At 66.9% G+C, this 24303-nt stretch carries 21 protein-coding genes, 1 tRNA gene and 1 pseudogene; 13 read left to right on the top strand and 10 right to left on the bottom strand.

The features are described 5' to 3' along the window. Positions 1-402: 402 nt before the first annotated feature. Positions 403-690 (bottom strand): annotated as a pseudogene (locus MLG_RS15790) (ethylbenzene dehydrogenase-related protein); the annotation flags it as partial. A gap of 158 nt (positions 691-848) precedes the next feature. Here MLG_RS15790 and MLG_RS13745 point away from each other — a divergent pair. Then, positions 849-925 (top strand) — tRNA-Met (locus MLG_RS13745). Positions 926-1120: 195 nt separating this feature from the next. Next, entirely contained in the window at positions 1121-1495 is a 375-nt protein-coding gene (locus MLG_RS13740) for a hypothetical protein (RefSeq protein WP_011630450.1), read from the top strand. 100 nt (positions 1496-1595) lie between these two features. On the opposite strand, the gene MLG_RS13735 is transcribed toward MLG_RS13740, so the two are convergent. The 3 genes from MLG_RS13735 to MLG_RS13725 form a co-directional block, all read right to left on the bottom strand. Next, complete coding sequence (locus MLG_RS13735; RefSeq protein ID WP_011630449.1) at positions 1596-2360, bottom strand: ABC transporter permease; 765 nt, start codon at positions 2358-2360, stop codon at positions 1596-1598. After that, the gene (locus tag MLG_RS13730) at positions 2357-3325 is read right to left on the bottom strand and encodes a daunorubicin resistance protein DrrA family ABC transporter ATP-binding protein (RefSeq protein WP_011630448.1); all 969 of its coding nucleotides are present in this window, start codon (positions 3323-3325) and stop codon (positions 2357-2359) included. The genes MLG_RS13735 and MLG_RS13730 overlap by 4 nt, the downstream gene beginning before the upstream one ends. A 107-nt stretch (positions 3326-3432) precedes the next feature. Next, entirely contained in the window at positions 3433-4104 is a 672-nt protein-coding gene (locus MLG_RS13725) for an NADPH-dependent FMN reductase (protein WP_011630447.1), read from the bottom strand. A 123-nt stretch (positions 4105-4227) separates the two neighbouring features. Between MLG_RS13725 and MLG_RS13720 the strand changes: the two genes are divergently transcribed. The 8 genes from MLG_RS13720 to MLG_RS13685 all read left to right on the top strand — a co-directional run bounded on the left by MLG_RS13720 (position 4228) and on the right by MLG_RS13685 (position 10908). Beyond that, positions 4228-4572 (top strand): metalloregulator ArsR/SmtB family transcription factor, encoded by a 345-nt coding sequence (locus tag MLG_RS13720; RefSeq protein ID WP_011630446.1) that lies wholly within the window; start codon positions 4228-4230, stop codon positions 4570-4572. 18 nt (positions 4573-4590) lie between these two features. Then, entirely contained in the window at positions 4591-5013 is a 423-nt protein-coding gene (gene arsC / locus MLG_RS13715; protein ID WP_011630445.1) for an arsenate reductase (thioredoxin), read from the top strand. A 74-nt stretch (positions 5014-5087) separates the two neighbouring features. Further along, the gene (gene arsD, locus MLG_RS13710; RefSeq protein ID WP_011630444.1) at positions 5088-5465 is read left to right on the top strand and encodes an arsenite efflux transporter metallochaperone ArsD; all 378 of its coding nucleotides are present in this window, start codon (positions 5088-5090) and stop codon (positions 5463-5465) included. A gap of 108 nt (positions 5466-5573) precedes the next feature. Next, complete coding sequence (gene arsA, locus MLG_RS13705) at positions 5574-7289, top strand: arsenical pump-driving ATPase (protein ID WP_011630443.1); 1716 nt, start codon at positions 5574-5576, stop codon at positions 7287-7289. After that, positions 7286-8401 carry an ACR3 family arsenite efflux transporter gene (gene arsB, locus MLG_RS13700; RefSeq protein ID WP_011630442.1) on the top strand — a complete coding sequence of 372 codons (1116 nt, stop codon included), beginning with the start codon at positions 7286-7288 and terminating at the stop codon, positions 8399-8401. The genes arsA and arsB overlap by 4 nt, the downstream gene beginning before the upstream one ends. Beyond that, positions 8398-8718, top strand: a complete 321-nt coding sequence (locus MLG_RS13695) for a CC/Se motif family (seleno)protein (RefSeq protein WP_011630441.1) — start codon at positions 8398-8400, stop codon at positions 8716-8718. Before arsB ends, MLG_RS13695 begins: the two co-directional genes overlap by 4 nt. Positions 8719-8748: 30 nt before the next feature. After that, positions 8749-9588, top strand: a complete 840-nt coding sequence (locus MLG_RS13690) for a universal stress protein (RefSeq protein ID WP_011630440.1) — start codon at positions 8749-8751, stop codon at positions 9586-9588. Positions 9589-9723: 135 nt separating this feature from the next. Beyond that, positions 9724-10908, top strand: a complete 1185-nt coding sequence (locus tag MLG_RS13685; RefSeq protein WP_011630439.1) for a thiolase family protein — start codon at positions 9724-9726, stop codon at positions 10906-10908. Positions 10909-10981: 73 nt separating this feature from the next. Here MLG_RS13685 and MLG_RS13680 read toward each other — a convergent pair whose 3' ends face one another. The 3 genes from MLG_RS13680 to MLG_RS13670 form a co-directional block, all read right to left on the bottom strand. Continuing rightward, complete coding sequence (locus MLG_RS13680) at positions 10982-11584, bottom strand: hypothetical protein (RefSeq protein WP_011630438.1); 603 nt, start codon at positions 11582-11584, stop codon at positions 10982-10984. 173 nt (positions 11585-11757) lie between these two features. Continuing rightward, entirely contained in the window at positions 11758-12477 is a 720-nt protein-coding gene (locus tag MLG_RS13675) for a DUF3012 domain-containing protein (protein ID WP_011630437.1), read from the bottom strand. Between the two features lie 221 nt (positions 12478-12698). Continuing rightward, complete coding sequence (locus MLG_RS13670) at positions 12699-14012, bottom strand: thioredoxin domain-containing protein (protein WP_049753607.1); 1314 nt, start codon at positions 14010-14012, stop codon at positions 12699-12701. A gap of 80 nt (positions 14013-14092) precedes the next feature. Between MLG_RS13670 and putA the strand changes: the two genes are divergently transcribed. From putA to MLG_RS13655, 3 genes are all read left to right on the top strand, one after another. After that, positions 14093-17245 carry a bifunctional proline dehydrogenase/L-glutamate gamma-semialdehyde dehydrogenase PutA gene (gene putA, locus MLG_RS13665; protein ID WP_011630435.1) on the top strand — a complete coding sequence of 1051 codons (3153 nt, stop codon included), beginning with the start codon at positions 14093-14095 and terminating at the stop codon, positions 17243-17245. A gap of 136 nt (positions 17246-17381) precedes the next feature. After that, on the top strand, positions 17382-19217 hold the full coding sequence (locus MLG_RS13660; protein ID WP_011630434.1) for a Na/Pi cotransporter family protein: 1836 nt from the start codon (positions 17382-17384) through the stop codon (positions 19215-19217). 49 nt (positions 19218-19266) lie between these two features. Next, a complete protein-coding gene (locus MLG_RS13655) occupies positions 19267-19533 on the top strand; it encodes a hypothetical protein (protein ID WP_011630433.1) in 267 nt (88 codons plus the stop codon). Positions 19534-19584: 51 nt separating this feature from the next. Here the strand turns inward: MLG_RS13655 and MLG_RS13650 are convergent, their stop codons facing one another. The 3 genes from MLG_RS13650 to queC form a co-directional block, all read right to left on the bottom strand. Continuing rightward, positions 19585-20505 (bottom strand): branched-chain amino acid transaminase, encoded by a 921-nt coding sequence (locus MLG_RS13650; protein WP_011630432.1) that lies wholly within the window; start codon positions 20503-20505, stop codon positions 19585-19587. An 88-nt stretch (positions 20506-20593) separates the two neighbouring features. Beyond that, on the bottom strand, positions 20594-23485 hold the full coding sequence (gene glnE / locus MLG_RS13645; protein ID WP_011630431.1) for a bifunctional [glutamate--ammonia ligase]-adenylyl-L-tyrosine phosphorylase/[glutamate--ammonia-ligase] adenylyltransferase: 2892 nt from the start codon (positions 23483-23485) through the stop codon (positions 20594-20596). 57 nt (positions 23486-23542) lie between these two features. After that, entirely contained in the window at positions 23543-24259 is a 717-nt protein-coding gene (gene queC / locus MLG_RS13640) for a 7-cyano-7-deazaguanine synthase QueC (RefSeq protein ID WP_011630430.1), read from the bottom strand. Positions 24260-24303: the final 44 nt, after the last annotated feature.

Here is a 24303-nt window from a genome sequence, read left to right as displayed (position 1 = left end):
TGGCGGCACATGACGCTACCCGGTGAGGAGTAAGGGCCATGCCGCCGCAGCGAGGCGGAAGAGAGCGAGTTGTCCGCTAGGGCGGACTGACGTGTTCCATGGGGATGGGCATGCTCTACAAGGTCGTTCGCTGCAAGAAGGCGCGATACCCTATAAGAAAACGTGCAGAAAGTGAAGGGTGAGGTATCGCCGGGAAGGGCGCGAGGGCAGGCACTCCGTTACTCCGAGGCGGCAGAGCCGCCATGCCCGGGTGGTCCTCGCTGTGCAGAAACTGCCAGGTGATCTGGCCCGGGTGGAACACGGTTAGTTCCGTCCATTCCAGTTCCGCGTCCGCCAGATCGCCGTCCACGTAACCGCCCTCGGCGCGGATGGTGCCGCGGCTGCCGCTCGGCTCCTGCAGGAAACGCTGTCGCTGTCCACCTCCGAGGTCAGGGTGCGCATGCCCTCGTGGACCGTCTTCCAGCCGCCGTAGCGGCCGAAACCGTCTACCGATCCGTCGTCCAGAAGTATGGAGATGCGGTCTTCGTAAAGGCCGCTGGGGGCGGGCATGGGACCGCCGGACCCATAGCGCACCCATTCGCCGCCGTCGTAGCGCCAGTACTGGTGATGCCAGTTGGGTTGGTCGGTCTGGAAGATATAATGAATCTGGCTTTTTTCGTCATTGTAAGCTGCCGCCACCTGCAGCGTGCCATGGTTGCTCTGGGGTACTCCTTGGGTGGTTCCATGGTGAAAGTTATTGGTTATTAATGCTCGCCGTGGCGGTAGGCGCCAAGGGTGTCGGCGGGTTCCGCCAATCCGGCCGGGCCTTGACAGCAGCAGGGCGGCGGGCGAGAATTCGCCGCTCAAGTGGCTACGTAGCTCAGCTGGTCAGAGCATCGCACTCATAATGCGAGGGTCGGTGGTTCGAGTCCACCCGTAGCCACCAGTATTTTCAAGTAGTTACCCTCCTTTCAGCGCCGCCCCTATCTCCCCGCGACAAGTTTGTTGTCCCCATGCAGCACTTTGCGACGCAAGGACAGCGGCGAGCATTCAGCAGTCGGGCCGTCGCCTAGTTGCTCCCAGCTATACTCTGACCTGTTGACGGAGCCCGCACACCGGTTACTGCCCCGGGGGGTCGCCCATGGACCAGGACAGCCAGAAGCACGCCATCGATTCCCTCCGGGACTGGAGCAAGTGGCTTATCGGAGTGGATTTTGCCGCTGCGACCGGCTGCGTAGTCGTGTTGCAGAGCGCCGATCCCGGCGGTGTTGCGCGGTTGCTGCTAGTGCTGGCCATCAGCGCCTTCGCGTTATCGGTGCTCTGCGCCATCGTTCTGACCCGGGTGCTGGCTTCCGTTGTCGAACGCCTGCCGCTGACCGGGGGCGATGGGCGGCCCGTGAGTATTGCCGCCTACCGGCTGGGTGGCGGACTGCTTACCGTCGGCGGGCTCGCGTCGGCGCAGATTGTCCTGATGGCGCTGGGTGGCGGGTTACTGATCGGCTGGATCGTCGTATAGCGGCCGGCGGGCGACCCCCGGATCACCGCGCTGCGGGAGGGGGCCTTGGTGCCCATTCGACCCGAGTTGCCTCTTGCCCCGGCGTTCATCGGCGCCGCTGTCAGCCACGCGCCAGGCGACGGTTGAGGGCGTAGACGGATAGCGGCGCGAACACCAGCGCGATGCCCAGGGCCCAGAGCAGGGACCACGACGCCGGGGCGGCGGCCGGACCGCCGTTCATCAATGCGCGTGCGGCGTCTGCGAGCAGGGATACGGGGTTGGCGTACACGAAGCCCTGCAGCCACTCGGGCATGGTCTCCACCGGTACGAAGGCGGAGCTGACGAAGGTCACCGGGAACAGCGCCGTGAAGCCGAACAACTGCACGTGCTCTGGGTCCCGCGCCATCACGCCCACCAGCACCATCACCCAGGAGAAGGCGACGGCGAAGACCAGCACCAGCAGGATCATGCCCAGCAGGTGCACCACGGAGGTGGCCAGACGGAATCCGAGCAGGTAGCCCACGACCAGCAGCAGCGCGATGCAAAGCGCCTGCTTGACCACGTCCGCGAGGATGCGGCCGGCCAGCGGCGCCCAACGCGGGATCGGCAGGGCGCGGAAGCGGTCAAACACGCCCTTGGTCAGGTCGGTGTTCAGTCCATGGCCCACATAGACCGTGACGAACAGCATGTTCATCACGATTACCCCCGGCAGCACGAATGCCAGGTAGTCGTCCGGCGAGCCGGCGATCGCCCCGCCGAAGACGTACAGAAACAGCACCAGGAAGAGGATCGGCTGGATGCTGTAGTCACCCAGCTCCCAGGGGTTGCGCCGCACCTGCACCAGGCTGCGCCAGGCCAGCGTGAGTGTCTGCTGCAGACCGCTCATGGAGCGTCCTCCGCTGCATTTTCATTGGGCCCGGATTGGCCGCTGTGGCCGGTCAGGGCGAGGAAGACGTCGTCCAGGCTCGCCCCGCGCAGGCCCAGCTCGGCGACCTCGATGCCCGCCTGGTCCAGGGCCCGCAACACCGCCGGCAGCAGCCCCGGGTCCTGCACCGGTGCACTGATCTGTTCGCCGTCCACCTGCGCCTGCGCGCCCGTGACCGCGGTCACCCGTTCCGCGGTGCGTGGGGCCAGGGCCGGGTCGGAAACGGTCACGTAGAGGGTGCGCGCACCGACCCGCGACTTGAGCTGGGCGGAGGTGCCTTCGGCGATCACCCGGCCCTGGTCCAGCACCACGATGAGGTCGGCGAGGGCATCCGCCTCCTCGAGATACTGGGTGGTCAGCAGCACGGTGGTCCCGCCGGCCTGTAGCTGGCGGATGCGCTGCCACAGGTCGCGCCGTGCCCGCGGGTCCAGCCCCGTGGAGGGCTCGTCCAGGAACAGGATGCGGGGACGTCCGACCAGGCTGGCGGCCAGGTCCAGGCGTCGGCGCATGCCGCCCGAATAGGTCTGGGCGGGTCGCCGGGCGGCCTCTTCCAGGGAGAAATCCGCGAGCAGCGCATCCGCACGCGCCTTCGCCTCCGCGCGTTTCAGTCCCAGCAGGCGGCCGACCAGGATCAGGTTCTCGCGACCGGTCAGCTTCTCGTCCACCGACGCATACTGGCCGGTCAGCCCGATGATCTCGCGCACCCGGGCGGGCTCGCGGACGACGTCGAAGCCGCCGACCCACGCCTGTCCCGCCGTGGGGGCCAACAGCGTGGCCAGGGTCCGGACAATGGTGGTCTTGCCGGCGCCGTTCGGTCCCAGCAGGCCCAGCACCTGGCCGGTCGGCACGCTCAGGCTCACACCATCCAGTGCGCGGGTGCCGCCAAAGTCTCGCACCAACCCTTCTACCTTGATCGCGTGGCTCATTTTCACTCCGTTGGCAGGCCTCCCTGTCCTTTCAAGCGACTGCGTTCTGCACTGCACGGGGAGGGCCCAGACCCGCATCCAGGCAGGTCTGACCGTCAATCCCCGCGTCACTCCGGCGGTTTCGGCGCGTTCCGTTGCGATGGGTCGCGCTGGAACGCTTGAGCCCGGTCGAACGGGTCAGCCTGCTGCCGGTGCGCCCGCGCGGCGGCCGCCCACCAGTTCAGTTGTTGCAGCGTTCTGCCCATGTAGCCCGTCCATTCCTCGTCGTCGGCCCCTTCTAGAAATGAGCCGTCCTCGGCCAGCACCGTCTGCGCCTTGGGGATGTGGATCATTGCGGAGACCGGGAGACAGCCCAACTCGGAGAGAAATGTCCGCATCGCCACCGCGGCCCGGGCCCCGCCCCATTGTCCGGCGGAGTAGGTGACGATCGCGCTGGGTTTGTAGGAGAAGAGCGAACTCCCGAAATGGTTCAGCAGGTGGGCGAGTACCGGGCTCATGGAGTGATTGTATTCCGGACTGACCATGACATAGCTGTCGGCCGCCTCGATCTGTTCCGCGAGGGCGCGGAGCTGATCCGGGGCCTGCTGGCTCGCATAGGCGAAGTGCGGCTTGAACACGGCACCGAATGTCAGGTCCAGCGGGTCGACCAGCTCTACCTGATGGTCCGGAAGCCATTCATTGAAGTAGGCCAGGCAGGCCCTGGCGACCCGCAGACCCAGCCGGGGCGGCCTGGGTGGGGTGCTCTGACGGGACGTGCCGACAAAGATCAGTGTTTTCATAGGGGCTCCGTTACTGGCAGGGTCAAGCTCACCAGGGTATTTTGGCATCGTGGCCTGGATGGTGAAGCGCCCCATGAAGGGGGTGCCATCCGCTTGACCAGATATATGGAGATGCGTATATTCATGCCCATGAGCATAGCCCCTGAAAAACTGTTCCGCCTCCTGTCGGATTCCACCCGGCTGCGCAGCGTGCTGCTACTGCGCGCGGAGGGCCGGTTGTGCGTCTGTGAGCTGACCCATGCGCTGGAGGTCTCCCAGCCCAAGATCTCGCGCCATCTGGCGCAATTGCGCGATGCCGGGCTGGTGACCGATGAGCGGCGGGGACAGTGGGTCCATTATCGGTTGGCGGATGGCCTGCCGGACTGGGTGCGTCGGGTTATCGAGGCCGTCGGCGAGGGCACCGGCGTGCCTTGGAAGGCGGCGCAACAGCGTCTCGGCGGGATGCCCAACCGGCCATCGCTTTCATGACAAACTTCGAGGTCAACCATGCCCGAGCGTAAGACCCTGCTGTTTCTCTGTACCGGCAACTCCTGTCGTTCGCAAATGGCCGAGGGCTATGCCCGCGCGATGGCAGACGACGACCTGGAGGTGCTGTCCGCCGGCATCGAGGCCCACGGCAAGAATCCGCGCGCCATCGCGGTCATGGCCGAAGACGGCGTGGATATCGCCGAGCAGGCCTCCACGCGCCTGACCGACGAGATGCTGGCCCGGGCCGACGTGCTGGTGACCGTCTGCGGGCATGCCGACGAGCACTGCCCGGTGGTGCCCGTGGGTATCGAGAAGCACCACTGGCCATTGCCCGATCCGGCGAAGGCCCGGGGCACCGAGGATGAGATCATGGCGGAGTTCCGGACGGTGCGGGATGACATCAAGCGCCGTGTTGCTGATCTGGTGGCCGCGCTGAAGTGAACCGCCCGGAGCGGGCGTCGTCAGGCGCGCGTCGCGGTTCGCGTTTTATCCATTCGTAGCAGAGGTGTTTTGACATGACCGAACTGACTGTTTTCGACCCGCCGCAGTGCTGTTCCACGGGTGTCTGTGGCCCGAGTGTCGATCCCAAGCTCTCGAAGCTGGCCGCCGACCTGGACTGGGTGAAAAAACAGGGGGTGTCCGTCATCCGCTACAACCTCTCGCAACAACCCGGCGCCTTCGTCGAGAACGCGACCGTTAAGGACATCCTCCAGCGCCGGGGCGAGGACGCCCTGCCGGTCTTCCTGGTGGACGGCGAGGTGATGAGCCAGGGCAGCTACCCGGATCGCCAGGCGCTGGCCGCCTGGGTTGGCATCAAGGCCGAATCGGCTGACACCGAGTCCGCTGGCGGCTGTGGTGGCAACGATCAGTCACCGGGCTCCGGCTGCTGTTGACAGCATGACAGCCCCTGATGGAAGCCGGCGTGCATTCGACCGCTAAAGGCACCTCTGGGCCCATCGGTTCAACCATCCGCCATCAACCATCAACGTCAAAGGCAGGCCATGCAATTTCTGGAAAACGCCACGCGCAATCTCTTTTTCACCGGAAAGGGCGGTGTCGGTAAGACCTCCCTCGCCTGCGCCACGGCGCTGGCCCTAGCGGAGCGGGGCAAGCGTGTCCTGCTGGTCTCCACCGACCCGGCCTCCAACATCGACGAGGTGCTGGAGACCGACCTGACCGGTACTCCGCGCCCGGTCAATGGCGTGGACAACCTCCATGCACTCAACATCGATCCGGAAAAGGCTGCCGAGGAGTACCGCGAGCGCGTCGTCGGTCCTTACCGTGGTCAGCTCCCGGACGCCATCGTGCGGAGCATGGAAGAGCAGCTTTCTGGTGCCTGCACCGTCGAGATCGCCGCCTTCGACGCCTTCGCCGGCCTGCTGGGCGACCCCCGCGCCGCCGAGGGCTACGACCACCTGGTGTTCGACACCGCCCCCACCGGTCACACCCTGCGGCTGCTCTCCCTGCCCAGCGCTTGGAGCGGGTACATCGAGACCAACACCTCCGGCACCTCCTGCCTGGGCCCGCTGGAAGGGCTGTCCGCCCAGAAGGACGTCTATGCCGGCGCGGTGGAGGCGCTGGCGGAGGCCGACCGCACCACCCTGGTGCTGGTCAGCCGGCCGGAGGGGGCCGCGCTGGACGAGGCCGCCCGCACCAGCGAAGAACTGCGCGACCTCGGTGTGAAAAACCAGCATCTGGTGGTCAACGGCGTCTTTCGCGCCACCGACGCCGACGACCCGGTGGCCCGGGCCCTGGAGGCGCGGGGCCAGCGCGCCCTCGAGGCCATGCCCGCCGGGCTGGCGGAGCTGCCGCGCAGCGAGCGGCCACTGCGGGCGCACGCGCCCATGGGCCTGGACGGCCTGCGCATCCTGCTGGGCGAGCAGGCCCCCGACATTCCCGAACAGCCGGCGGAGGACGCACCCGAGGGCGAGTCCTTCGAGCAACTCATTGACAGCCTGGAGCGCGACGGCCGCGGTGCGGTCATGACCCTGGGCAAGGGCGGGGTGGGCAAGACTACCCTGGCGGCCCGGATCGCCGTGGCGCTCGCCTCCCGCGGGCACAGTGTTCACCTGACCACCACCGACCCGGCGGCCCACGTGGCCGCTGCCGTGGGCGGCGAGCTGCCCACCGGGCTGACGGTCGGCCGGGTGGACCCCAAGGCCGAGACCGAGCGCTACCGCGAGCACGTCATGGCCACCGCCGGCGCCGACATGGACGAGGAGGGGCGCAAGCTGCTGGAGGAGGACCTGCGTTCGCCCTGTACCGAGGAGATCGCCGTCTTCCAGGCCTTCGCCCGTACCGTGGCCCGGGCCGAGGACGAGATCGTGGTGCTGGACACCGCCCCCACCGGCCACACCATCCTGCTGCTGGATGCCGCCCAGGCCTATCACCGCGAGCTGGGCCGGCAGAGCCAGGAGGTGGCGCCGGAGGTGGAGCAGTTGCTGCCCCGGCTGCGTGACCCCCACTACACCCACATGTTGATCTGCACCCTGCCGGAGGCCACGCCCGTGCACGAGGCGGCAGCTCTGCAGGCGGACCTGCGCCGGGCGGAGATCGAGCCGGCGGCCTGGATTGTCAACCAGTCGCTGACCCCGCTGGCGGTGACCGACCCGGTGCTGCGCGCCCGCCAGGCGCAGGAGGCCCGCTGGCTGCGCGAGATCGTGAGCGAACATCACAGCCGACTGATTATTGAACCCTGGAGCGAAGACTACTCATGAGTGATTCGCAGCCGACCGCCGCCAATGACACCCCCTCCACCAAGGAGGGTATGGGCTTGTTCGAGCGCTACCTCACCCTTTGGGTGGCGCTGGGCATGATCGCCGGCGTGCTGCTGGGGCAGTTTCTGCCGGTGGTGCCGGATACCCTTGCACGCTTCGAGTACGCCCAGGTCTCCATCCCCGTCGCCATCCTGATCTGGGCCATGATCTACCCGATGATGGTGCAGATCGACTTCGGTGCCATCCTCGGTGTGCGCCGGCAGCCCAAGGGGCTGGTGATCACCACCACTGTGAACTGGCTGATCAAGCCTTTCACCATGTTCGCCATCGCCTGGTTCTTCCTGATGGTGGTCTTCCAGCCCTTCATCCCGGAGGACCTGGCCCGGGAGTACCTGGCCGGGGCCATCCTGCTGGGCGCGGCCCCCTGCACCGCCATGGTCTTCGTCTGGAGCTACCTCACCCGGGGCGATGCCGCCTACACCCTGGTGCAGGTCTCGGTGAACGACCTGATCATGCTGTTCGCCTTTGCCCCCATCGTGGTGCTGCTGCTGGGCATCTCTGACATCCAGGTGCCGTGGGATACCGTGGCGTTGTCGGTGTTCCTGTACATCGTCATCCCGCTGGCTGCCGGCTACCTGACCCGCGTGATGCTCATCAAACACAAGGGCGTGGAGTGGTTCGACAACGTCTTCATGAAGCGCCTGGCGCCGGTGACGCCCATCGGGCTGATCCTCACCCTGATCCTGCTGTTCGCCTTCCAAGGCGAGGTGATCCTGAACAACCCGCTGCACATTCTGTTGATCGCGATCCCGCTGATCATCCAGACCTTCCTGATCTTCTTCATTGCCTATCGTTGGGCGAAGGCGTGGAAGGTGCAGCACTCGGTGGCGGCACCCGGGGCCATGATTGGCGCCAGCAACTTCTTCGAGCTGGCCGTGGCCGCGGCCATCGCCCTGTTCGGCCTGCAATCGGGGGCGGCGCTGGCCACCGTGGTGGGCGTGCTGGTGGAGGTACCGCTGATGCTGGCGCTGGTCCGCATCGCCAATAAAACCAAGCACTGGTTCCCGGAAGAGACGCAGCCGGGGCTGGCCCCCGCCTCGGGCAAGGCATGACCCCGGTCATCCTGACCCCGGCGGCGCGGGCATGGGTGCTGGCCCAGGGGGGCGTACTGACTGTGCGTGCCGCCCCCCAACATGGCTGCTGCGGCGGCCACGCAGCCGTGCCCCGGGCCGAGGTCCGGGTGCCGGAGGCCCGCGAGGACTACCAGGCCCTGTCGCTGGAGGGCGTCACCGTCTACCTGGCCCGGGCGCTCTCCGAAGGCCCCTACCGGGTGGATGTGGAAGGGTTCTGGCGCTGGAAACGCCTGGTGGTGGAGGGCGCCGTCAGCCCCTGGCGCCCCGCGGGGCACACGAAAACCGAAGGGCAATGATTCTGGCGATTCAGCCAACGGAGAAAGGACATGCTGAAGCATATACTGGCCGCCATCGACTTCTCACCGGCCTGGTCGCAACTGGAGGCCCAACTGGCCCGCCTGCCGGCGCTGGGCTGCCGGCGCGTGACCCTGGCCTACGTGATGGCCGAGGGGTATACCCAGGCCCCGGAGCTGGGTCATCGGGCCTATTACGAGGAAAAGCTGGCCGAGGCGGCGAAGGCACTGAAACAGGCCACCGGGCTGGACGTGGACTGGACGATCCGGGTCGGCGCCGTGGCCCAGGAGCTGATCGCCGCCGCCGAGGCCTGCCAGGCGGGCACCATCCTGGCCGGCAGCCAGGGGCACGGTTTTGTCCACGAACTGCTCCTTGGCAATACGGTGCTGAACCTTGCGCGTCTGGCCGACCGGCCTCTGTTGCTGGTGCCGATCAATGGCGAGGCGTCCCTGCCTTCGGGCGGTATCTGCCGGCCGCTACTGGCCACCGATGGCTCCGAGGCGGCCTCCGGCGCCGAGGCGGCCTTTCTCAAGCTGCTGCCCCATTGTGGTCGGGGGGTCGTGGTCTCCGTCGGCCGGTGGGATGATCGCAAGGATGAGGATGGCGAACGGGTACGGATCGAGCAGCATATCCGGGGCCTTCTCGATCAAGCAGGCGCGGACACCTTCCAGACGGTATTGGTAGGGCGTGGCAAGCCCAGCCAGGTGATCAGCCAGGTGGCCAGGGAACAGCAGGCGGACTTGGTGGTGCTCGGGCGGCGCGGCCACAACCCGTTAACTGAACTCCTGCTGGGGAGCACCGCCGAGGCGGTCTGCCGTAATAGCCACCAGCTCGTGCTCTTGGTGCCGGCGCGTCCCACTTCCGCGAGCTGACCAGGCTTGGTAAACGGTTTGAGGGCCGGTGGTAAGCGCTTCCCGGAACCGCGGATTTACGTCGTTTCGGGCGCGCTGGCGGTATCGTGCGATTACCCTATTCTTGTGCGGTTTTCACTAGCGAGGTAAATGGCTATGACTCAGCGCGAGGTTGTGCTCTGCGCCCCCGTCCGTACCGCGATCGGCACCTACGGGGGCACGCTCAAGAACACGCCTGCCACAGAGCTCGGGGCCTGTGCCGTGCGGAGCGTCCTCTCCCGGACCGGTTTGGCGCCGGAAAAAGTCCAGTCCGTGGTGATGGGCAACGTTATCCAGGCCGGCAACCGGATGAATCCGGCCCGGCAGGTGGGCATACACGCAGGTCTCCCGGTGGAGGTGCCGGCACTCACGGTGAACCGCGTCTGCGGCTCCGGGGCTCAGGCCATCGCCAGTGCCGCCATGGAGATCTGGAGCGGCATGACGGACTGTGCCATCGCCGGGGGCATGGAGAACATGGACATGGCGCCCTATCTGATGCCGCAGGGTCGCTGGGGTGCCCGGATGGGCGACGCGAAGCTGTTCGACAGCATGCTGACGGACGGATTGAATGATGCGTTCAGCGGCAAGCATTCCGGTTGGCACACCGAGGATCTGGTCAGTCGCTACGGTGTCTCCCGGGAGGATCAGGATCGCTGGGCGGCCCGCTCGCAACAGCGGTTTTCCGAGGCCCAGGCGGCGGGTCGTTTCGACGGGGAAATCACCCCCGTGGAGGTCAATGCCCGCAAGGGCGTTGTACCGTTCGAGCGGGATGAGCACAACCGGGGTGATGTAACCGCCGAATCGCTCGCGCGCATGAAACCGGCCTTCCGCGAAGGGGGGACTATCACGGCCGGCAACGCCCCCGGCCTCAACAGCGGAGCGGCCGCGATGGTGGTCGCTGATCGGGCCTGGGCCGAGGCCGCGGGCGTCGTGCCGATGGCCCGGTTGGTGGCCTTTGGCGTCGGCGCGGTGGAGCCGGGTTATTTCGGCATCGGCCCGGTGCCTGCGGTCAGACAGGCCCTGGATCGGGCCGGCTGGGCGATTGGGGACGTGGATCGGGTGGAGATTAACGAGGCCTTTGCCGCCATTGCCCTGGCCTGCCTGCGAGAGCTGGGGCTCAGCGAGGATGTGGTTAATGTCGAGGGGGGCGCCATCGCCCATGGACACCCCATTGGCGCCACCGGTGCGGTACTCACGACCCGACTCCTGCACGCCATGCATCGTGATGGGGGGCATCGCGGCATCGTGACCTTGTGTATTGGCGGAGGTCAGGGGATCGCCCTGGCATTGGAGAGGCTCTGAGGCCGCCGTGGCGGGGCTGGCGCCCCGCCTGCGGTAAGTCGGTAAGTCGGGTCGGTATCGGGGGCAATGCGCGTCAGTAACCCAGGCCACCCATGATATCTTCAAGATCCGTCGGATTGTCGGCAACCTGCTGACGTGCATGCTCAGGTAGCAGTAGGGTTGCGTCAGCGGTTTCTGCCCGGATGATCCGGGCCTCCGGGCCGCGAACCCTGACGGTCCAGGTTACCGGCAGTGGGTCTTGCGTTGCGTCCGTCACCAGTTCGCCCGAGGCATCGAACTCAGTGTCCCTCTCGGTTGGCGTGATGGACTCAATGTGAAAATCGGTGATCGCCAGCGATTCCAGGTAGTCCTGTATGGCCGATGGGAACACCTCCAGGAAGTCGTTGCGCAGTGCCCTGTCAATCTTGAACCAGTCGTCGCCGAAGATCTGCATGGCGGCCACGCGATAGTTGATCGCTTCCGTCAGAGCTCGGGCGTAGCCCTCGCTGGTGCCGTCGGCAGCCTCGTAGATCGTCAGGAATAAGGACTCAACCGGCGCGATGGAGGCCTCCCCGTTGTCCCCTGGTGCGAAGAAGCCGTCGAAGGGGTCGGCGTGGAGCGCGGGTGACGTCAAGGCCGCCGTGCCGATGAAAGCGCTGATCGCGGCTGCCTTGAGGGTTGGGTTTCTGCGGTGCATGTTGCTCGTCTCCTAATATTGTGCGCGTATCCTGATATCACTATGTTGGCATATCCGATTGCACAGATAAAGGGGCCCGTGCCGACCCATTCAGATCGGACGGATGGCCCGGCATGCCCGTGACACCAGCCGAGCCGAGCGGGGCCGGCTGGCCTGCGGATACCCGCCCGCGCTCAACCGCCCGTGCAATGGTTCGCGAACGCAAAGGCGTCGTTCATCGTCCATTGGGACTGCGGCGTGTTGGCCATCCGTTCACACCAGGTAGGCGAACCGATCTGCCCGGCCGACCCGCGGGCTGCGTCCTCGGGAGCCGGCTCCGGTGCCAGAAGACGGTCCAGAGCCAGCCACCGCTCATCGTTCATGAAGGCCTCCAGGTTTTCCCCAAAGGCGATCACGCCATTGAGCACCGTTTGCGCCTGCCCCGGGTTGGCCAGGAACAGCGCGTTGATACTCCCGTCAACGCGCTCTGTGGCCCGATCCAATCTCATCCCGGCTTCCTTTAGGCGGCCATCCGCCGCGAAGATCGCATCCAGTTCCTCGGCGAGTACCGCACGCTCCGCCGCATCGAGAGGTACCAGGTACTCTTCCGCCCACTGGACCATGTCCTCAATCCCGGCAATCGCCCGGTCCGTGTAGGCTCCCTCGAGGAGCCGGCCTACCTCTTCGGCGGCGGCTTGCCCGTCAATGGCCAGGATGCGATCACCAATCTCCTCGAAAATCGCGGTCTGATCATGGAAGTTCTGCACCAACAGATCGGCAACCGCGCTCGCCTCCAATGCGGGCCTATTGGAGGCGAGCGGTGCCGCGTCGTCGTCCGCCGATTGTTCATTCCCGCAACCCATCAGCAAAAGGACAAACAGCACTGAAAATAACAAAACTCGTGGTGTTTGCATGACTCAGCCCTCCGGGTGAATAGGGCTGTCGGGCGGCAGGTGGGAGCGGGTTATCCGCCGCCCGGCGGGCTGTCCGGAAGCACCGGGCCACCGGATCAGGTTTATCTAACAAATCTCCTCACGGCAGAAGTATAGGTCCTAATGCCGGTGTCTAATCATGTAAATATTCGCCAGGTGCGTCGCCCAGGGCCCCGCCGGCGCGGCCTCAAACCTGCTCGGGGTCATCGACCGCCTGACCCTCGCGGGGACAGACGGCGGACCAGCCCGGTGGCCAGCAGGGCCAGGAAGATGACGCCGACGGCGAACAGGGGGTTGGCCAGCAGGTCCGGACGCAGCAGCAGCATCAGTCCCAGACCCAGCATCATCATCCCCGAGAGCAGTTTCAGCAGCCGCCCCTCGTCTTCCTGCAGCTTGCGATTGCCCAGGGTGAAGGCGAACAGCGCCACGATGATGAGCATGGGAAGCACGTAGATCACGTTGTAGGCCAGCAGGTAGCCGTAGTATCCCACCGCGCCCGGGTCGTGGGCGGTGAGGATGCGGGTGTAGATCATGGGGAAGCCCATGGTGCAGAGGATCTCGTAGAGGTTCACCACCACGGCGAGGATCAGCGTGGCCCCCAGCACCCAGGGCAGACTGTCGGCGGTGGTGAGTGCGCGCATACGCCGGAACAGCCCCGGCCGGGCCGAGTCCGGAATGCTCAGTGACACGCCGCGCTTGAACCAGAAGTAGTCCTTGATGTTGATCAGCGCCATGGTCACCGCCACCAGCCCGGCCAGCCGGGTCACCAGCGGCATCTCGCCAAAGACCAGGAAGGCGTTCAGCCAGGCGGTCATGAAGGTGAAGTAAATGACCCCGGAGATGGTCACGAAGATGCCGCCAATCAGCAGGATACGGCCGCGGCTGCGGCTGTGCACCACCACGCTGAGCAGGAACAGCAGCACGAAGAAGGCGCAGGGGTTGAAGGCGTCGAACCCGGCCAGCAGGAGGGTCAGTGCCGGCAGCGAGAGGTCATCCGGCCGCACCTCGCCGAGCAGCGGCAACCGCATGGGTTCCGCCTCGGTCCAAAGGGCACGCTCCAGCACCGGCGGCCCGCCGGCCTGGATCTGCGCATGACAGGTCTCCAGCAACTGGCGCAATCGCGCCTCCTGCCGGCCGTGGTCATCGAAGCCCACCAGCATGGCGTCGCAGAAGACAAACCCCGGCACCGCCCGGGCCTCCTCGCCCAGGGCGCTGGCCAGTTCCCGGTAGACCTGGCCGTGCCGTGGCTCCGCGCTGAGGTTGTAGCTGCGCACCTCCAGCCAGTCGTAGTCCTCGGCCAGCCGGCGGACGGCGGGCAGGGCGGCAATGCAGCGGGGGCACTGCTGGGTCCAGAAGAAATGCAGGGTGATGGTGTCCGCCCCGGCGGGGCCGTTCTCAGCGGCCTGTGCACTCGGTACGGGTTGCTGCAGCAGGAGGGCCCCGAGCAGCAGTAGCACCCAGACGCTCAGCCGGGCTGCCTGTTCCGACGGCTGGCGGGCGGCGGACGTCTGCTCCATGGGGGTCCCCTCCTGCACGGTGGTCTGTCCGATTATACGGGTTCCCTTGCAGCCACAGGCCCGTGGTCCAGACTTTACCAATGAGCCATTTTGTTCACCCGCAACCCGACGCCTTGCTGCACCCGGAGCGGGCCGTCCTCGCCGAGGCCTACCGCGCCGACGAGGCCAAGGTCACATCGGTCATGCTGGAGCGGGCCGCGTTGGGCGAAACCGCCAACCGGCGCATCCAGGCGCACGCCCGATCGCTGGTCATGGGCATGATCAGCGCGCAAAAGGGGGAGTTCGGGGTGGACGCGCTGTTGCACGAGTACGACCTCTCCAGCGAGGAGGGCATCGTGCTCATGTGTCTGGCCGAGGCCCTGCTGCGAGTGCCCGACCGCTACACCGCGGACAAGCTCATCCACGACAAGCTGACCGCCTCGCATTGGGAGACCCACCTGGGGCGGGACCGGCCGCTGTTCGTCAATGCCGCCACCTGGGGCCTGCTGCTCACCGAGCGGATCATCGATACCGATGACCGCGACCGCTGGCTGGGCGGGGTCCTGCACCACATGGTGGCGCGCGCGGGCGAACCGGTCATCCGCACCGCGGTGCGCCGGGCCATGGGCCTGCTGGCCGACACCTTCGTCCTGGGGCGGGATATCGATGAGGCGCTGAAACGGGCCCACCCCAACGAGCGCAAGGGCTACCGCTACTCCTACGACATGTTGGGCGAGGCCGCCCGCACCGACGCCGACGCCCAGGCCTACTTCGAGGCCTACCGCAACGCCATCCACCGGGTCGGCAAGGCAGTGGACCCGCAGGCCCGCATCCGCGACCGGGCCGGGGTCTCGGTGAAGCTCTCCGCCCTGGATCCGCGCTACGAGCCGGGTCAGGAGGCACGGGTGATGGGCACGGTCCTGCCCCGGCTGTTGCAGCTCTGCGAACTGGCCCGCGACTACAACATCGCCCTCTGTGTGGATGCCGAGGAGTCCTGGCGCCTGGACCTGTCGCTGGATGTGATTGAGGCGGTGCTTGCCGAGCCGGGGCTGGCGGACTGGGAGGGCTTCGGCCTGGCGATCCAGGCCTACCAGAAGCGCTGCTATGCCCTGGTAGGCTGGCTCGAGGCGCAGGCGGCCAGGCAAAACCGCGCGCTGATGGTGCGCCTGGTCAAGGGCGCCTATTGGGACACAGAGATCAAGGAGACCCAGGTCCAGGGCCTGAGGGACTACCCGGTCTTCACCCGCAAGGCGGCCACCGACGTCGCCTATCTGGCCTGCGCCCGGCGCCTGCTCAGCGAGTGCCCGCACCTCTACCCGCAATTCGCCACCCACAACGCCCATACCGTCGCGGCAGTCATGGAACTGGCCGGCCGCCAGCCCTACGAGTTTCAGCGGCTGCACGGGATGGGCGAGGCGCTCTACGAGCAGTTGCTGGGACGCGCTGGCGGGCCGGATATCCCCTGCCGCATCTACGCCCCGGTGGGCAGTCACGAGGAACTGCTCGCCTACCTGGTCCGGCGCCTGCTGGAGAACGGCGCCAACTCCTCCTTCGTCAACCGTATCCACGAGGGCGACGTGGAGGCCCTGGTCGCTGACCCGGCGTCCAGCCTGCGCGCCCGCGAGAGTCTGCGCCACCCGCGCATCCCGCTGCCCCGGGACCTCTACGGCGAACAGCGTCTGAACAGCATCGGGTTGGATTTCTCCGACCGCCACGAGATGGTCTGGCTGGCCGAGGCCATGGAGGCCGCCAGCGAACATGCCTGGCGGGCCGCGCCGCTGATCGACGGCCAGGTCAAGGCGGGCGCGGGTGAGGCGGTGCACTGCCCCGCGGACCGTGAGCGCCAGGTGGGCCGAGTGGTCTGGTCCGAGCATGCCGACGTGGAACACGCCCTGGAGGCGGCCGTGGCCGGTCGGGAGACCTGGGCCAATACCCGGGCCGAGACCCGCGCCCGGGCCCTGGAGCAGATCGCCGAACTCTACGAGGCGCATGGCGCCGAACTGATGGCCCTGTGCACCCGGGAGGCGGGCAAGGGGCTGAAGGACGGCATTGCCGAGGTGCGTGAGGCGGCCGACTTCTGCCGTTACTACGCGCACCAGGCCCGTCGCCTGTTCGGGCAGGCCACCGTGCTGCCCGGCCCCACCGGCGAGCGTAACGAACTGCGCCTCCACCCGCGCGGGACCTTCCTCTGCATCAGTCCCTGGAACTTCCCGTTGGCGATCTTCACCGGCCAGGTCACCGCCGCCCTGGCCGCGGGCAACACGGTGGTCGCCAAGCCGGCGGAACAGGCCAGCCTGATCGCCCATCAGGCGGTGGCGTTGATGCATCGGGCCGGTATCCCCGAGACTGCCCTGCACCTGCTGCCCGGCGACGGCGGCGAGATCGGCCCGCACCTGGTCGCGGACCCCCGCATCTCCGGCGTGGCCTTCACCGGGGGCACCGACACCGCACGGCGTATCCAGCAGGGGCTGGCGCAGCGTGAGGGCCCCATTGTGCCGTTGATCGCCGAGACCGGCGGGCTCAACGCCATGGTGGTGGACTCCAGTGCGCTGCCCGAGCAGGTGGTGGTGGACATCATTCGCTCGGCCTTCCACAGCGCCGGCCAGCGGTGTTCGGCCCTGCGCCTGCTCTGCGTGCAGGAGGATATTGCCGATGACCTGCTGGCGATGCTCAAGGGGGCCATGGACGCCCTCACCGTCGGCGATCCCCACTGGCTGGCCACCGACGTGGGACCGGTTATCGACCCGGCCGCCCGGGATGGCCTGCTGGCCCACCATGAGCGGATGGTCAGTGCGGGGCGCCTGCTGCACCAGGCCCCGCTGCGACCGGAGTGTGAGCGGGGCAGCTTCGTTGCCCCTGCCCTCTACCGTCTCGACCGTATCGACCAGTTGGGCCGGGAGCATTTCGGGCCGCTGTTGCATTGGGTGACCTGGCGGGCCGGCGAGCTGGATGCGCTGGTGGACCGGATCAACGGCCTGGGCTACGGCCTGACTCTGGGAGTGCACAGCAGGGTGGACGAGACCGCCGCCGCGGTGGTGAACCGCGCCCGGGTGGGCAATGCCTACGTCAACCGCGACATGGTGGGGGCGGTAGTGGGTAGCCAGCCCTTTGGTGGCGAGGGCCTGTCGGGCACCGGTTTCAAGGCTGGTGGGCCGCACTACCTGCTGCGTTTCGCCGCCGAGCGGGTCGTGACCGTCAACACTGCTGCCGCCGGTGGCAACGCCAGTCTGTTCGCCATGGGCGAGGACGATTGACCCCCCGGGCACTTGACCCTACCTGTGTGACCGGGCGCATGATAGGGGTAACGAATACCTAATCGGGGAGTGGAATGCTGCCGATGCAGGCCCAGTTGGGCAGAGTCGGGCTTCAGCCGGGGGGCATGGCGCGGTTATGAGTCTCCGCGCGGTGGTGCTCGCCATTGTCCTGGGCATCCTGGCCTGGGGCTTCTGGCAGAGTGGAGATTTCACCGAGATCGCCGCCGGCGTGGCCATCTTCCTGTTCGGCATGATGTCGCTGGAGCAGGGTTTCCGCACCTTTACCGGCGGCACCCTGGAGACCCTGCTCGAGGCTTCCACCAATCGGTTGTGGAAGAGCGTGGGCTTCGGCATCGCCAGCACCACGCTGATGCAGTCCAGCACCCTGGTCTCGCTGGTCACCATCTCCTTCGTCAGCGCCCAGATGATCCCGCTGGCCGCGGGCATCGGCGTGGTGCTGGGGACCAACCTGGGGACCACCACGGGTGCCTGGCTGATCGCCGGCCTGGGCCTGCGGGTGAACATCTCCGCCTACGCCATGCCGTTACTGGTCTTCGCCATCGTGCTGATGTTCCAGCGCGGTAAGATGGCCAAGGGGGCGGGCAATATCCTGCTGGGCATCGGCTTTCTCTTCCTGGGTATCCACTACATGAAGGAGGGCTTCGACGCCTTCCAGGAGACCTTCGACCTGGCCGCCTACTCCATGGAGGGGATGGCCGGGCTGCTGGTCTACATCGGCATCGGCATGCTCATCACGGTGATCATGCAGTCCAGCCACGCCACCTTGCTGGTGGTGATCACCGCCCTGGCGGCCGGGCAGGTCACCTACGAGAACGGCCTGGCCCTGGCCATCGGCGCCAACCTGGGGACGGCGGTGACCACGGCCCTGGGTGGCATGACCGCGCACCTGGGCGGCAAGCGGCTGGCGGTGGCGCACGTGGTCTTTAATATCGTGACCGCCGTGGTGGCGGTGGCGTTCATGGACTGGATCCGTTTGGGTGTGGATTTCGGCGGCAACCTGCTGGGCTTTGCCGAGGACGACTTTCTGCTTCGCCTGGCGCTGTTCCATACCCTGTTCAATTTGTTGGGCGTGATGATCTTCGCGCCCTTCACCAAGCAGTTTGCCAGCCTGCTGGAGCACTATGTGACATTCGTCTCCAAGCGCACGGTCAGGCCGCAGTTCCTGCACAAGGACGCGCTGAAGGTGCCGGAGGTCACCGTGGCCGCAGTGCGCAAGGAGGTCTGGCACCTGTACGAGAATGCCTTTTCGCTGATCACCCACGGGCTCAGTCTGCGGCGCACGGTGGTTCGCTCCGAGCAGTCGTTGAGCGACGCTGTGGCCCGTACCCAGCGCATCATGCCGCTGGATATCGATGACGATTACGAGCAGCGGATCAAGAGCCTGCAGAGCGCCATCGTGGAATTCATCAGCGAGAGCGGGACCAGTGGTGATACTCCGGCCGCCGCCACCGAGCAGCTCTACGAACTGCGCCACGCCAGCCAGAATATTGTGCTGGCGGTGAAGGACATGAAGCACTTGCACAAGAACCTGTCGCGGCTTGGCCTGTCCCGTAACCGCGCCATCCGCGAGCGCTACGACGAGATCCGGCTGCTGATTGCAGGGCTGTTGCGCGAGATTGAGCAACTGCGCCAGGAGGAACCCGGAGCCTCCACCGTACTCGCGCTTGATGCCTACAAGGTCAGCGTGGAGCGCTTCTACCGGGGGTTCAGCGCCCGGCTGGAGGAGGCGATCAGGGAGCGGCGCATGCGCGGTGCCGAGGCCACCTCGCTGATGAATGATGCGGGGTACGCCTATGATATTGCCCGTCTGCTTATCGAGGCGGCGCAGATCTTGCTGGTGGCCAAGGAAAAGGAGGTGCGCCTGGCGCAGAGTCAGGTCGCGCTCAGCGATGAAGAGATTCAGGCGGCTGTCGAGGAGGTCTCCTCTGAGAGCAAGGGGCGGACGTTGTGACGGCTGAGCGGGTTGGGGTGGCGGCGATCTTTCGGGTGGGAGCAACCCTATGAAGACCAAGAAGCTATTGTCCAGATTACGGGACTTCCTGAACGCAGAACGGAGTGAGCAGGAAAAGGAGATGGATTCTATCCGTCTGGTCCTGCGCGAACTCAGGGAGAAGCAGCGGAAGTTTCAGGCCAAGCTGGACGAGAACCCCAACCGTGACGACCGTGAGGAGATCGAAGGCAAGCTCCGGGCTATCCGGGCCCAGCGGCAGAAGGGTGTGGAACGGTTGCGGGTGCTCTCCGGCCGACAGGACGGCTTCCAGGATTGAACGGGCAGGGCCTGCCTTGAATGAACGGACAGGCCCCGCCGCCGGCTCCGTTTAGACGAAGGTCAGCCAACCCTCGTGACCGGGGCTGCGCCCCTCCACGGCATCGAAGTAGGCCTGCTGGAGCTTTCCGGTGATGGGGCCGCGGCAGCCCTCGCCGATGGTGCGGTTGTCCAGCTCGCGGATCGGCGTGACCTCCGCAGCCGTGCCGGTGAAGAAGGCCTCGTCCGCCAGATAGGCCTCGTCGCGGGTGATGCGCTTTTCCTTCACCGGGATGCCCATCTCCCCGGCCAGGGTGATCACGGTGTCGCGGGTGATGCCCTCCAGGCAGGAGGTCAGCTCGGGGGTGTAGAGCACGCCGTCGCGCACCATGAAGAAGTTCTCACCCGAGCCCTCGCAGACAAAGCCGTCCACGTCCAGCAGCAGGGCCTCGTCGTAGCCGTCGCGGGTGGCCTCCTGCAGCGCCATCATCGAGTTCATGTAGTTGCCGTTGGCCTTGGCCCGGCACATGGTCACGTTGACGTGGTGGCGGGTGAAGGAGCTGGTCTTGATACGGATGCCCCGTTCCATGTTCTCCGCCCCCAGGTAGGCCCCCCACTCCCAGGCGGCGATCATGGTGTGTACCTTGAGGTTGTCGGCGTGCAGGCCCATGCCCTCGGAGCCGTAGAAGCTCATCGGCCGGATGTAGGCACTCTGCAGGTTGTTTTCGCGCACGCACTGGACGATCGCCTGGTTGATGGTGTCCTGGTCGTAGCCGATGTCCATCTGCAGGATGCGCGCGGAGCCGAAAAAGCGCCGGGTGTGCTCCGGCAGGCGGAAGATGGCGGTGCCGCGCTCGGTGTTGTAAGCGCGGATGCCCTCGAAGACCCCCATGCCGTAATGCAGGGTGTGGGTGAGCACGTGGATGCGCGCATCGCGCCAGGGGACGAGTTGGCCGTCCAGCCAGATGACGCCGTCGCGGTCGTCCATACTCATGCTGCAGTTCCTCCATTGGCGGCCAGACGCCGGGTCAGGGATAGGCCGCGTGGGTTCTGTTGTCCGTTGGCTTGCGGGCAGCGCCGGCTCAGTCGCCCCCCATCAGGCGCTCCCAGATGGCGGTCACGGTCTCCCGGTGCTGCTGGAACTCCTCGGCGGGGACGCTGCCGCCGGCCTCCTGCAGGGTCAGCCGGTGCAGGCGGCCACGGTAGGCGCGATAGGCCTCGGCCAGGCGGTCGGCGTCGCCGTTGGGCAGCCAGCCGCAACGCCCCAGCGCACCCAGCAGCCGGACGTTGTCCGGGTAGCGGATCAGTTCGGGGTGTTCGTGGGCGGCTGCCAGAACCGCATATTGAACCATGAACTCGATGTCGGTGATACCGCCCCGGTCCTGTTTGATGTCGAAAAGCCCCGGGTCGCGACTGGCCTTCTCGTCCCGCATGCGCTCGCGCATGTTGCGGACCTCTTCGCGCAGCGGCTCCGGCGCGCGCGGCTGGCAGAGCAACTCCTCGCGCAGCGTCTCAAAGGCGCGACAGAGTGCCTGGCACCCGGCCACCGCCCGGGCGCGGACCAACGCCTGGTGCTCCCAGGTCCAGGCCTCCTCACGCTGATAGCGGGCGAAGGCCTCCAGACTGGTGGCCAGCAGGCCGGCCTTGCCGCTGGGGCGCAGGCGGGTGTCCACCTCGTAGAGCACGCCGCCGGGTGTCTGGGTATTGAGCACATGGATCAGCCGCTGGGTGAGGCGGGCGAAAAAGACCGGGTTGTCCAGCGGGCGGGGGCCATCGGTCTGTTGCGCCTCACCGCGGGTGTCGTGGATGAAGACCAGGTCCAGGTCGGAGCCGTAGCCCAGTTCGATGCTCCCCAGCTTGCCGTAGGCGATGACGGCAAAGCCGGCCTCCACCGTCTCCCCGTCCATCCGGCAGAGGGGGCGGCCATGGCGGGCCACCAGATGGCGGTAGACCACGCCCACCGCCTCCTCCAGCACCACCTCGGCGATGCCGGTAAGGTAGTCACTGACCACCATGACCGGCACGGCGCCGCTGATGTCGGCCGCGGCCACCCGCAGGGTGTTGGTCTGCTTGAACAGCCGCAAGGCCTCCATCTGCTCTTCCAGGTCGTGCTCTTCGATGGGGCGCAGCCACTCCCGCAGTTCCTCGGCCAGGGCCTCCCGGCCCAGCGGCTTGTAGAGGCTGCGCGGGTCCAGCAGCTCGTCCAGCAGCAGGGGGTGGTGGGCCAGGTAGCGAGCGATCCAGGCGCTGCCGTCGCACAACTGGATAAGCTGTGACAGCGCCATGGGGTGCTCGACCAGGAGCGACAGGTAGGCGGTGCGCCGGGCGATGGTCTCCACCAGGTCGAGACTGCGGATCAGGGCAAGATCGGGCTGATCGGCATTGCAGGCGGCGCCAATCAACAGCGGGATGAGCCGGTCCAGCCGGTGCCGGCCCTGGCGGGACAGGGCGCGGGCCACGCTGCTCTCGCGCAGGGTGCGCAGGCGCCGCTCCACCGCCTGGGCGTCGTCGAAGCCGAGTTCGCCCAACTGCCCGCGGACCGTTTCCGGCTCCAGTTCCCCCAGCCACAGGACGTCCAGCGCACTGGGTTCACTGCCCTCATCGCTCTCCGCCTGTGGGGCGGCGAACACCTGCTCGAAATGGCCGTGCACCTGGTGCTGCACCCGGTCGAGCCGGGACTGGAAGGCGGCCCAGTCGTCGAAGCCCATGGCCAGTGCCAGGCGCTGGCGGTCCAGGGGATTGTCCGGGATCTCGTGGGTCTGGCGGTCGCCGATGGCCTGCAGCCGGTTCTCCGCCTCGCGCAGAAACCGATAGCCCTCGGTCAGCTCGCTGACCACGTAGTCCGGTAGCAGATGAATCTCCCGCAGGTAGTCCAGCACATGCAGGATGCGGCGCTCCTGCAGCCGGCGATCACGTCCGCCGCGGATCAGTTGGAATGCCTGGCCGATAAACTCCACCTCGCGGATACCCCCGGGGCCAAGCTTGAGGTTGTCCTCCATGCCTTTGAGCCGGACCTGGGCCATGACCTTGGCCTTCATGCCCCGCAGTTCCTCCAGGGCGCCGAAGTCGAGGTAGCGCCGGTAGACGAAGGGGCGCAAATCGGCCAGCAGTGCCTCGCCGGCCTGATAGTCGCCGCCCACCACCCGGGCCTTGATCATGGCGTAGCGCTCCCACTCCCGGCCTTGGTGCTGGTAGTAGTGCTCCATGGCGGCGAAGGAGAGCGCCAGCGGGCCGCTGTCGCCGTTGGGGCGCAGGCGCATGTCGACCCGGAAGACCTGGCCGTCGGGGGTGTGTTTGTCCAGTGCGGTGATCAGTTGGCGGCCCAGGCGGATGAAGAACTCCTGGTTGTCGCGGGGCCGGCGCCCGTCCGTCTCGCCGGACTCCGGAAAGCAGAAGATCAGGTCGATGTCGGAGGAGAAATTCAGCTCCTGGCCGCCCAGTTTGCCCATGCCCAGCACCACCATCCGTTGCTGGTTGCCGTCACCGTCGCGGGGGGTGCCCATGCGCTCGCACAGCCAGTGGTAGAGGATGTCCAGCGGCAGGTCGATGCAGGCCTCGGCCAGTTCGGAGAGGTCACGCAGGGTTTCCTCCAGATCGGCCCAGCCCACCAGATCGCGCCAGGCGATACGCAGTATCTCCCGGTTGCGAAACCGGCGCAGGGCCAGGTGCAGGCCCGGTTCGTCGCGGACCTCCGAGAGGGCGGTCGCGAGGTTATCCCGGAGTTCGTCGGCGGCATAGCGGCGGGTGAGGTCACCGCTCTCCGCCAAGTCGCGCAGGCGCTGCGGACAGCGCTGACAACTGCGCGTTATGAACTCGCTGCAGGCCCAGGCGCGGGGCAGGGTCCGAAGGACCTCCGGGTCATCGGGCAGGGCCTCGTCGGCGGGCCAGTCGGCCAGTGCCTCGCGCACGGCCTCGGCCAACGGATCGGGCAGGGCGGTGAGGGCGTCGTCGGGGATGCGGTCTGTGGTTGCCATGCCAGCAGTTTATAGTCCGGCGCGCCCGGAACGCCATGTTCCCTGCCGGACCCGCGTCTAGCAAAGGCCGCGGTGGCGGCGCCAACCCTGGGCGCGCAGCCGGCAGGCCGGGCATTCGCCACAGCCGTAACCCCAATCGTGACGCTGTGTCCGATCGCCCAGGTAGCAGGTGTGGGTGTGCTCGGCAATGAGCTCTACCAGGTCGGCTCCGCCGAGGGTCTCGGCCAGCGCCCAGGTCTGGGCCTTGTCCCGCCACATCAGCGGCGTGTGCAGCACGAAGTGGCTGTCCATGCCCAGGTTCAGGGCCACCTGCAGGGCCTTGATGGTGTCGTCACGGCAGTCCGGATAGCCGGAGTAGTCGGTCTCGCAGACGCCGGTGATTAGGTGCCGGGCCTGCAGCCGCCAGGCCAGCGCCGCCGCGTAGGTGAGGAACAACAGGTTGCGCCCGGGCACGAAGGTGTCCGGCAGGCCGCTGTCGCGGATCTCGATGGCGCGCTCGCGGGTCAGGCTGGTGTCACTGATCTCACCCAGGCTGGTCAGGTCCAGCAGGTGGTCCTCGCCCAGCCGCGCACCCCAGCCGGCGAAGTGCTGGCCGATGGCCTCGCGCACCCGCTGTCGGCACGCCAGCTCCACCCGGTGGCGCTGGCCGTAGTCGAAGGCCACGGTGTGGACCCGGTGGTAACGGGCCAGCGCCCAGGCCAGACAGGTGGTGGAGTCCTGCCCGCCGGAGAAGAGGACGACGGCGGTCTGATTGGTGTCGGCAGTCTCGGACATGGGCAACAGCTTAGGCCAGGGCGCGAGACGGCGCCCGGGGAGGG

Origin of the sequence: Alkalilimnicola ehrlichii MLHE-1 (genome assembly GCF_000014785.1) — a bacterium.
Taxonomy (GTDB): Bacteria; Pseudomonadota; Gammaproteobacteria; order Nitrococcales; family Halorhodospiraceae; genus Alkalilimnicola; species Alkalilimnicola ehrlichii.
This window is presented reverse-complemented; position numbering and strand designations above follow the sequence as displayed.

What these genes read in the sequence shown, in the direction of transcription:
- MLG_RS13740 (WP_011630450.1), top strand. Translation starts at nt 1,121, where the DNA reads ATGGACCAGGACAGCCAGAAGCACGCCATCGATTCCCTCCGGGACTGG.
- MLG_RS13735 (WP_011630449.1), bottom strand. Translation starts at nt 2,360, where the DNA reads ATGAGCGGTCTGCAGCAGACACTCACGCTGGCCTGGCGCAGCCTGGTG.
- MLG_RS13730 (WP_011630448.1), bottom strand. Translation starts at nt 3,325, where the DNA reads ATGAGCCACGCGATCAAGGTAGAAGGGTTGGTGCGAGACTTTGGCGGC.
- MLG_RS13725 (WP_011630447.1), bottom strand. Translation starts at nt 4,104, where the DNA reads ATGAAAACACTGATCTTTGTCGGCACGTCCCGTCAGAGCACCCCACCC.
- MLG_RS13720 (WP_011630446.1), top strand. Translation starts at nt 4,228, where the DNA reads ATGCCCATGAGCATAGCCCCTGAAAAACTGTTCCGCCTCCTGTCGGAT.
- arsC (WP_011630445.1), top strand. Translation starts at nt 4,591, where the DNA reads ATGCCCGAGCGTAAGACCCTGCTGTTTCTCTGTACCGGCAACTCCTGT.
- arsD (WP_011630444.1), top strand. Translation starts at nt 5,088, where the DNA reads ATGACCGAACTGACTGTTTTCGACCCGCCGCAGTGCTGTTCCACGGGT.
- arsA (WP_011630443.1), top strand. Translation starts at nt 5,574, where the DNA reads ATGCAATTTCTGGAAAACGCCACGCGCAATCTCTTTTTCACCGGAAAG.
- arsB (WP_011630442.1), top strand. Translation starts at nt 7,286, where the DNA reads ATGAGTGATTCGCAGCCGACCGCCGCCAATGACACCCCCTCCACCAAG.
- MLG_RS13695 (WP_011630441.1), top strand. Translation starts at nt 8,398, where the DNA reads ATGACCCCGGTCATCCTGACCCCGGCGGCGCGGGCATGGGTGCTGGCC.
- MLG_RS13690 (WP_011630440.1), top strand. Translation starts at nt 8,749, where the DNA reads ATGCTGAAGCATATACTGGCCGCCATCGACTTCTCACCGGCCTGGTCG.
- MLG_RS13685 (WP_011630439.1), top strand. Translation starts at nt 9,724, where the DNA reads ATGACTCAGCGCGAGGTTGTGCTCTGCGCCCCCGTCCGTACCGCGATC.
- MLG_RS13680 (WP_011630438.1), bottom strand. Translation starts at nt 11,584, where the DNA reads ATGCACCGCAGAAACCCAACCCTCAAGGCAGCCGCGATCAGCGCTTTC.
- MLG_RS13675 (WP_011630437.1), bottom strand. Translation starts at nt 12,477, where the DNA reads ATGCAAACACCACGAGTTTTGTTATTTTCAGTGCTGTTTGTCCTTTTG.
- MLG_RS13670 (WP_049753607.1), bottom strand. Translation starts at nt 14,012, where the DNA reads ATGGAGCAGACGTCCGCCGCCCGCCAGCCGTCGGAACAGGCAGCCCGG.
- putA (WP_011630435.1), top strand. Translation starts at nt 14,093, where the DNA reads ATGAGCCATTTTGTTCACCCGCAACCCGACGCCTTGCTGCACCCGGAG.
- MLG_RS13660 (WP_011630434.1), top strand. Translation starts at nt 17,382, where the DNA reads ATGAGTCTCCGCGCGGTGGTGCTCGCCATTGTCCTGGGCATCCTGGCC.
- MLG_RS13655 (WP_011630433.1), top strand. Translation starts at nt 19,267, where the DNA reads ATGAAGACCAAGAAGCTATTGTCCAGATTACGGGACTTCCTGAACGCA.
- MLG_RS13650 (WP_011630432.1), bottom strand. Translation starts at nt 20,505, where the DNA reads ATGAGTATGGACGACCGCGACGGCGTCATCTGGCTGGACGGCCAACTC.
- glnE (WP_011630431.1), bottom strand. Translation starts at nt 23,485, where the DNA reads ATGGCAACCACAGACCGCATCCCCGACGACGCCCTCACCGCCCTGCCC.
- queC (WP_011630430.1), bottom strand. Translation starts at nt 24,259, where the DNA reads ATGTCCGAGACTGCCGACACCAATCAGACCGCCGTCGTCCTCTTCTCC.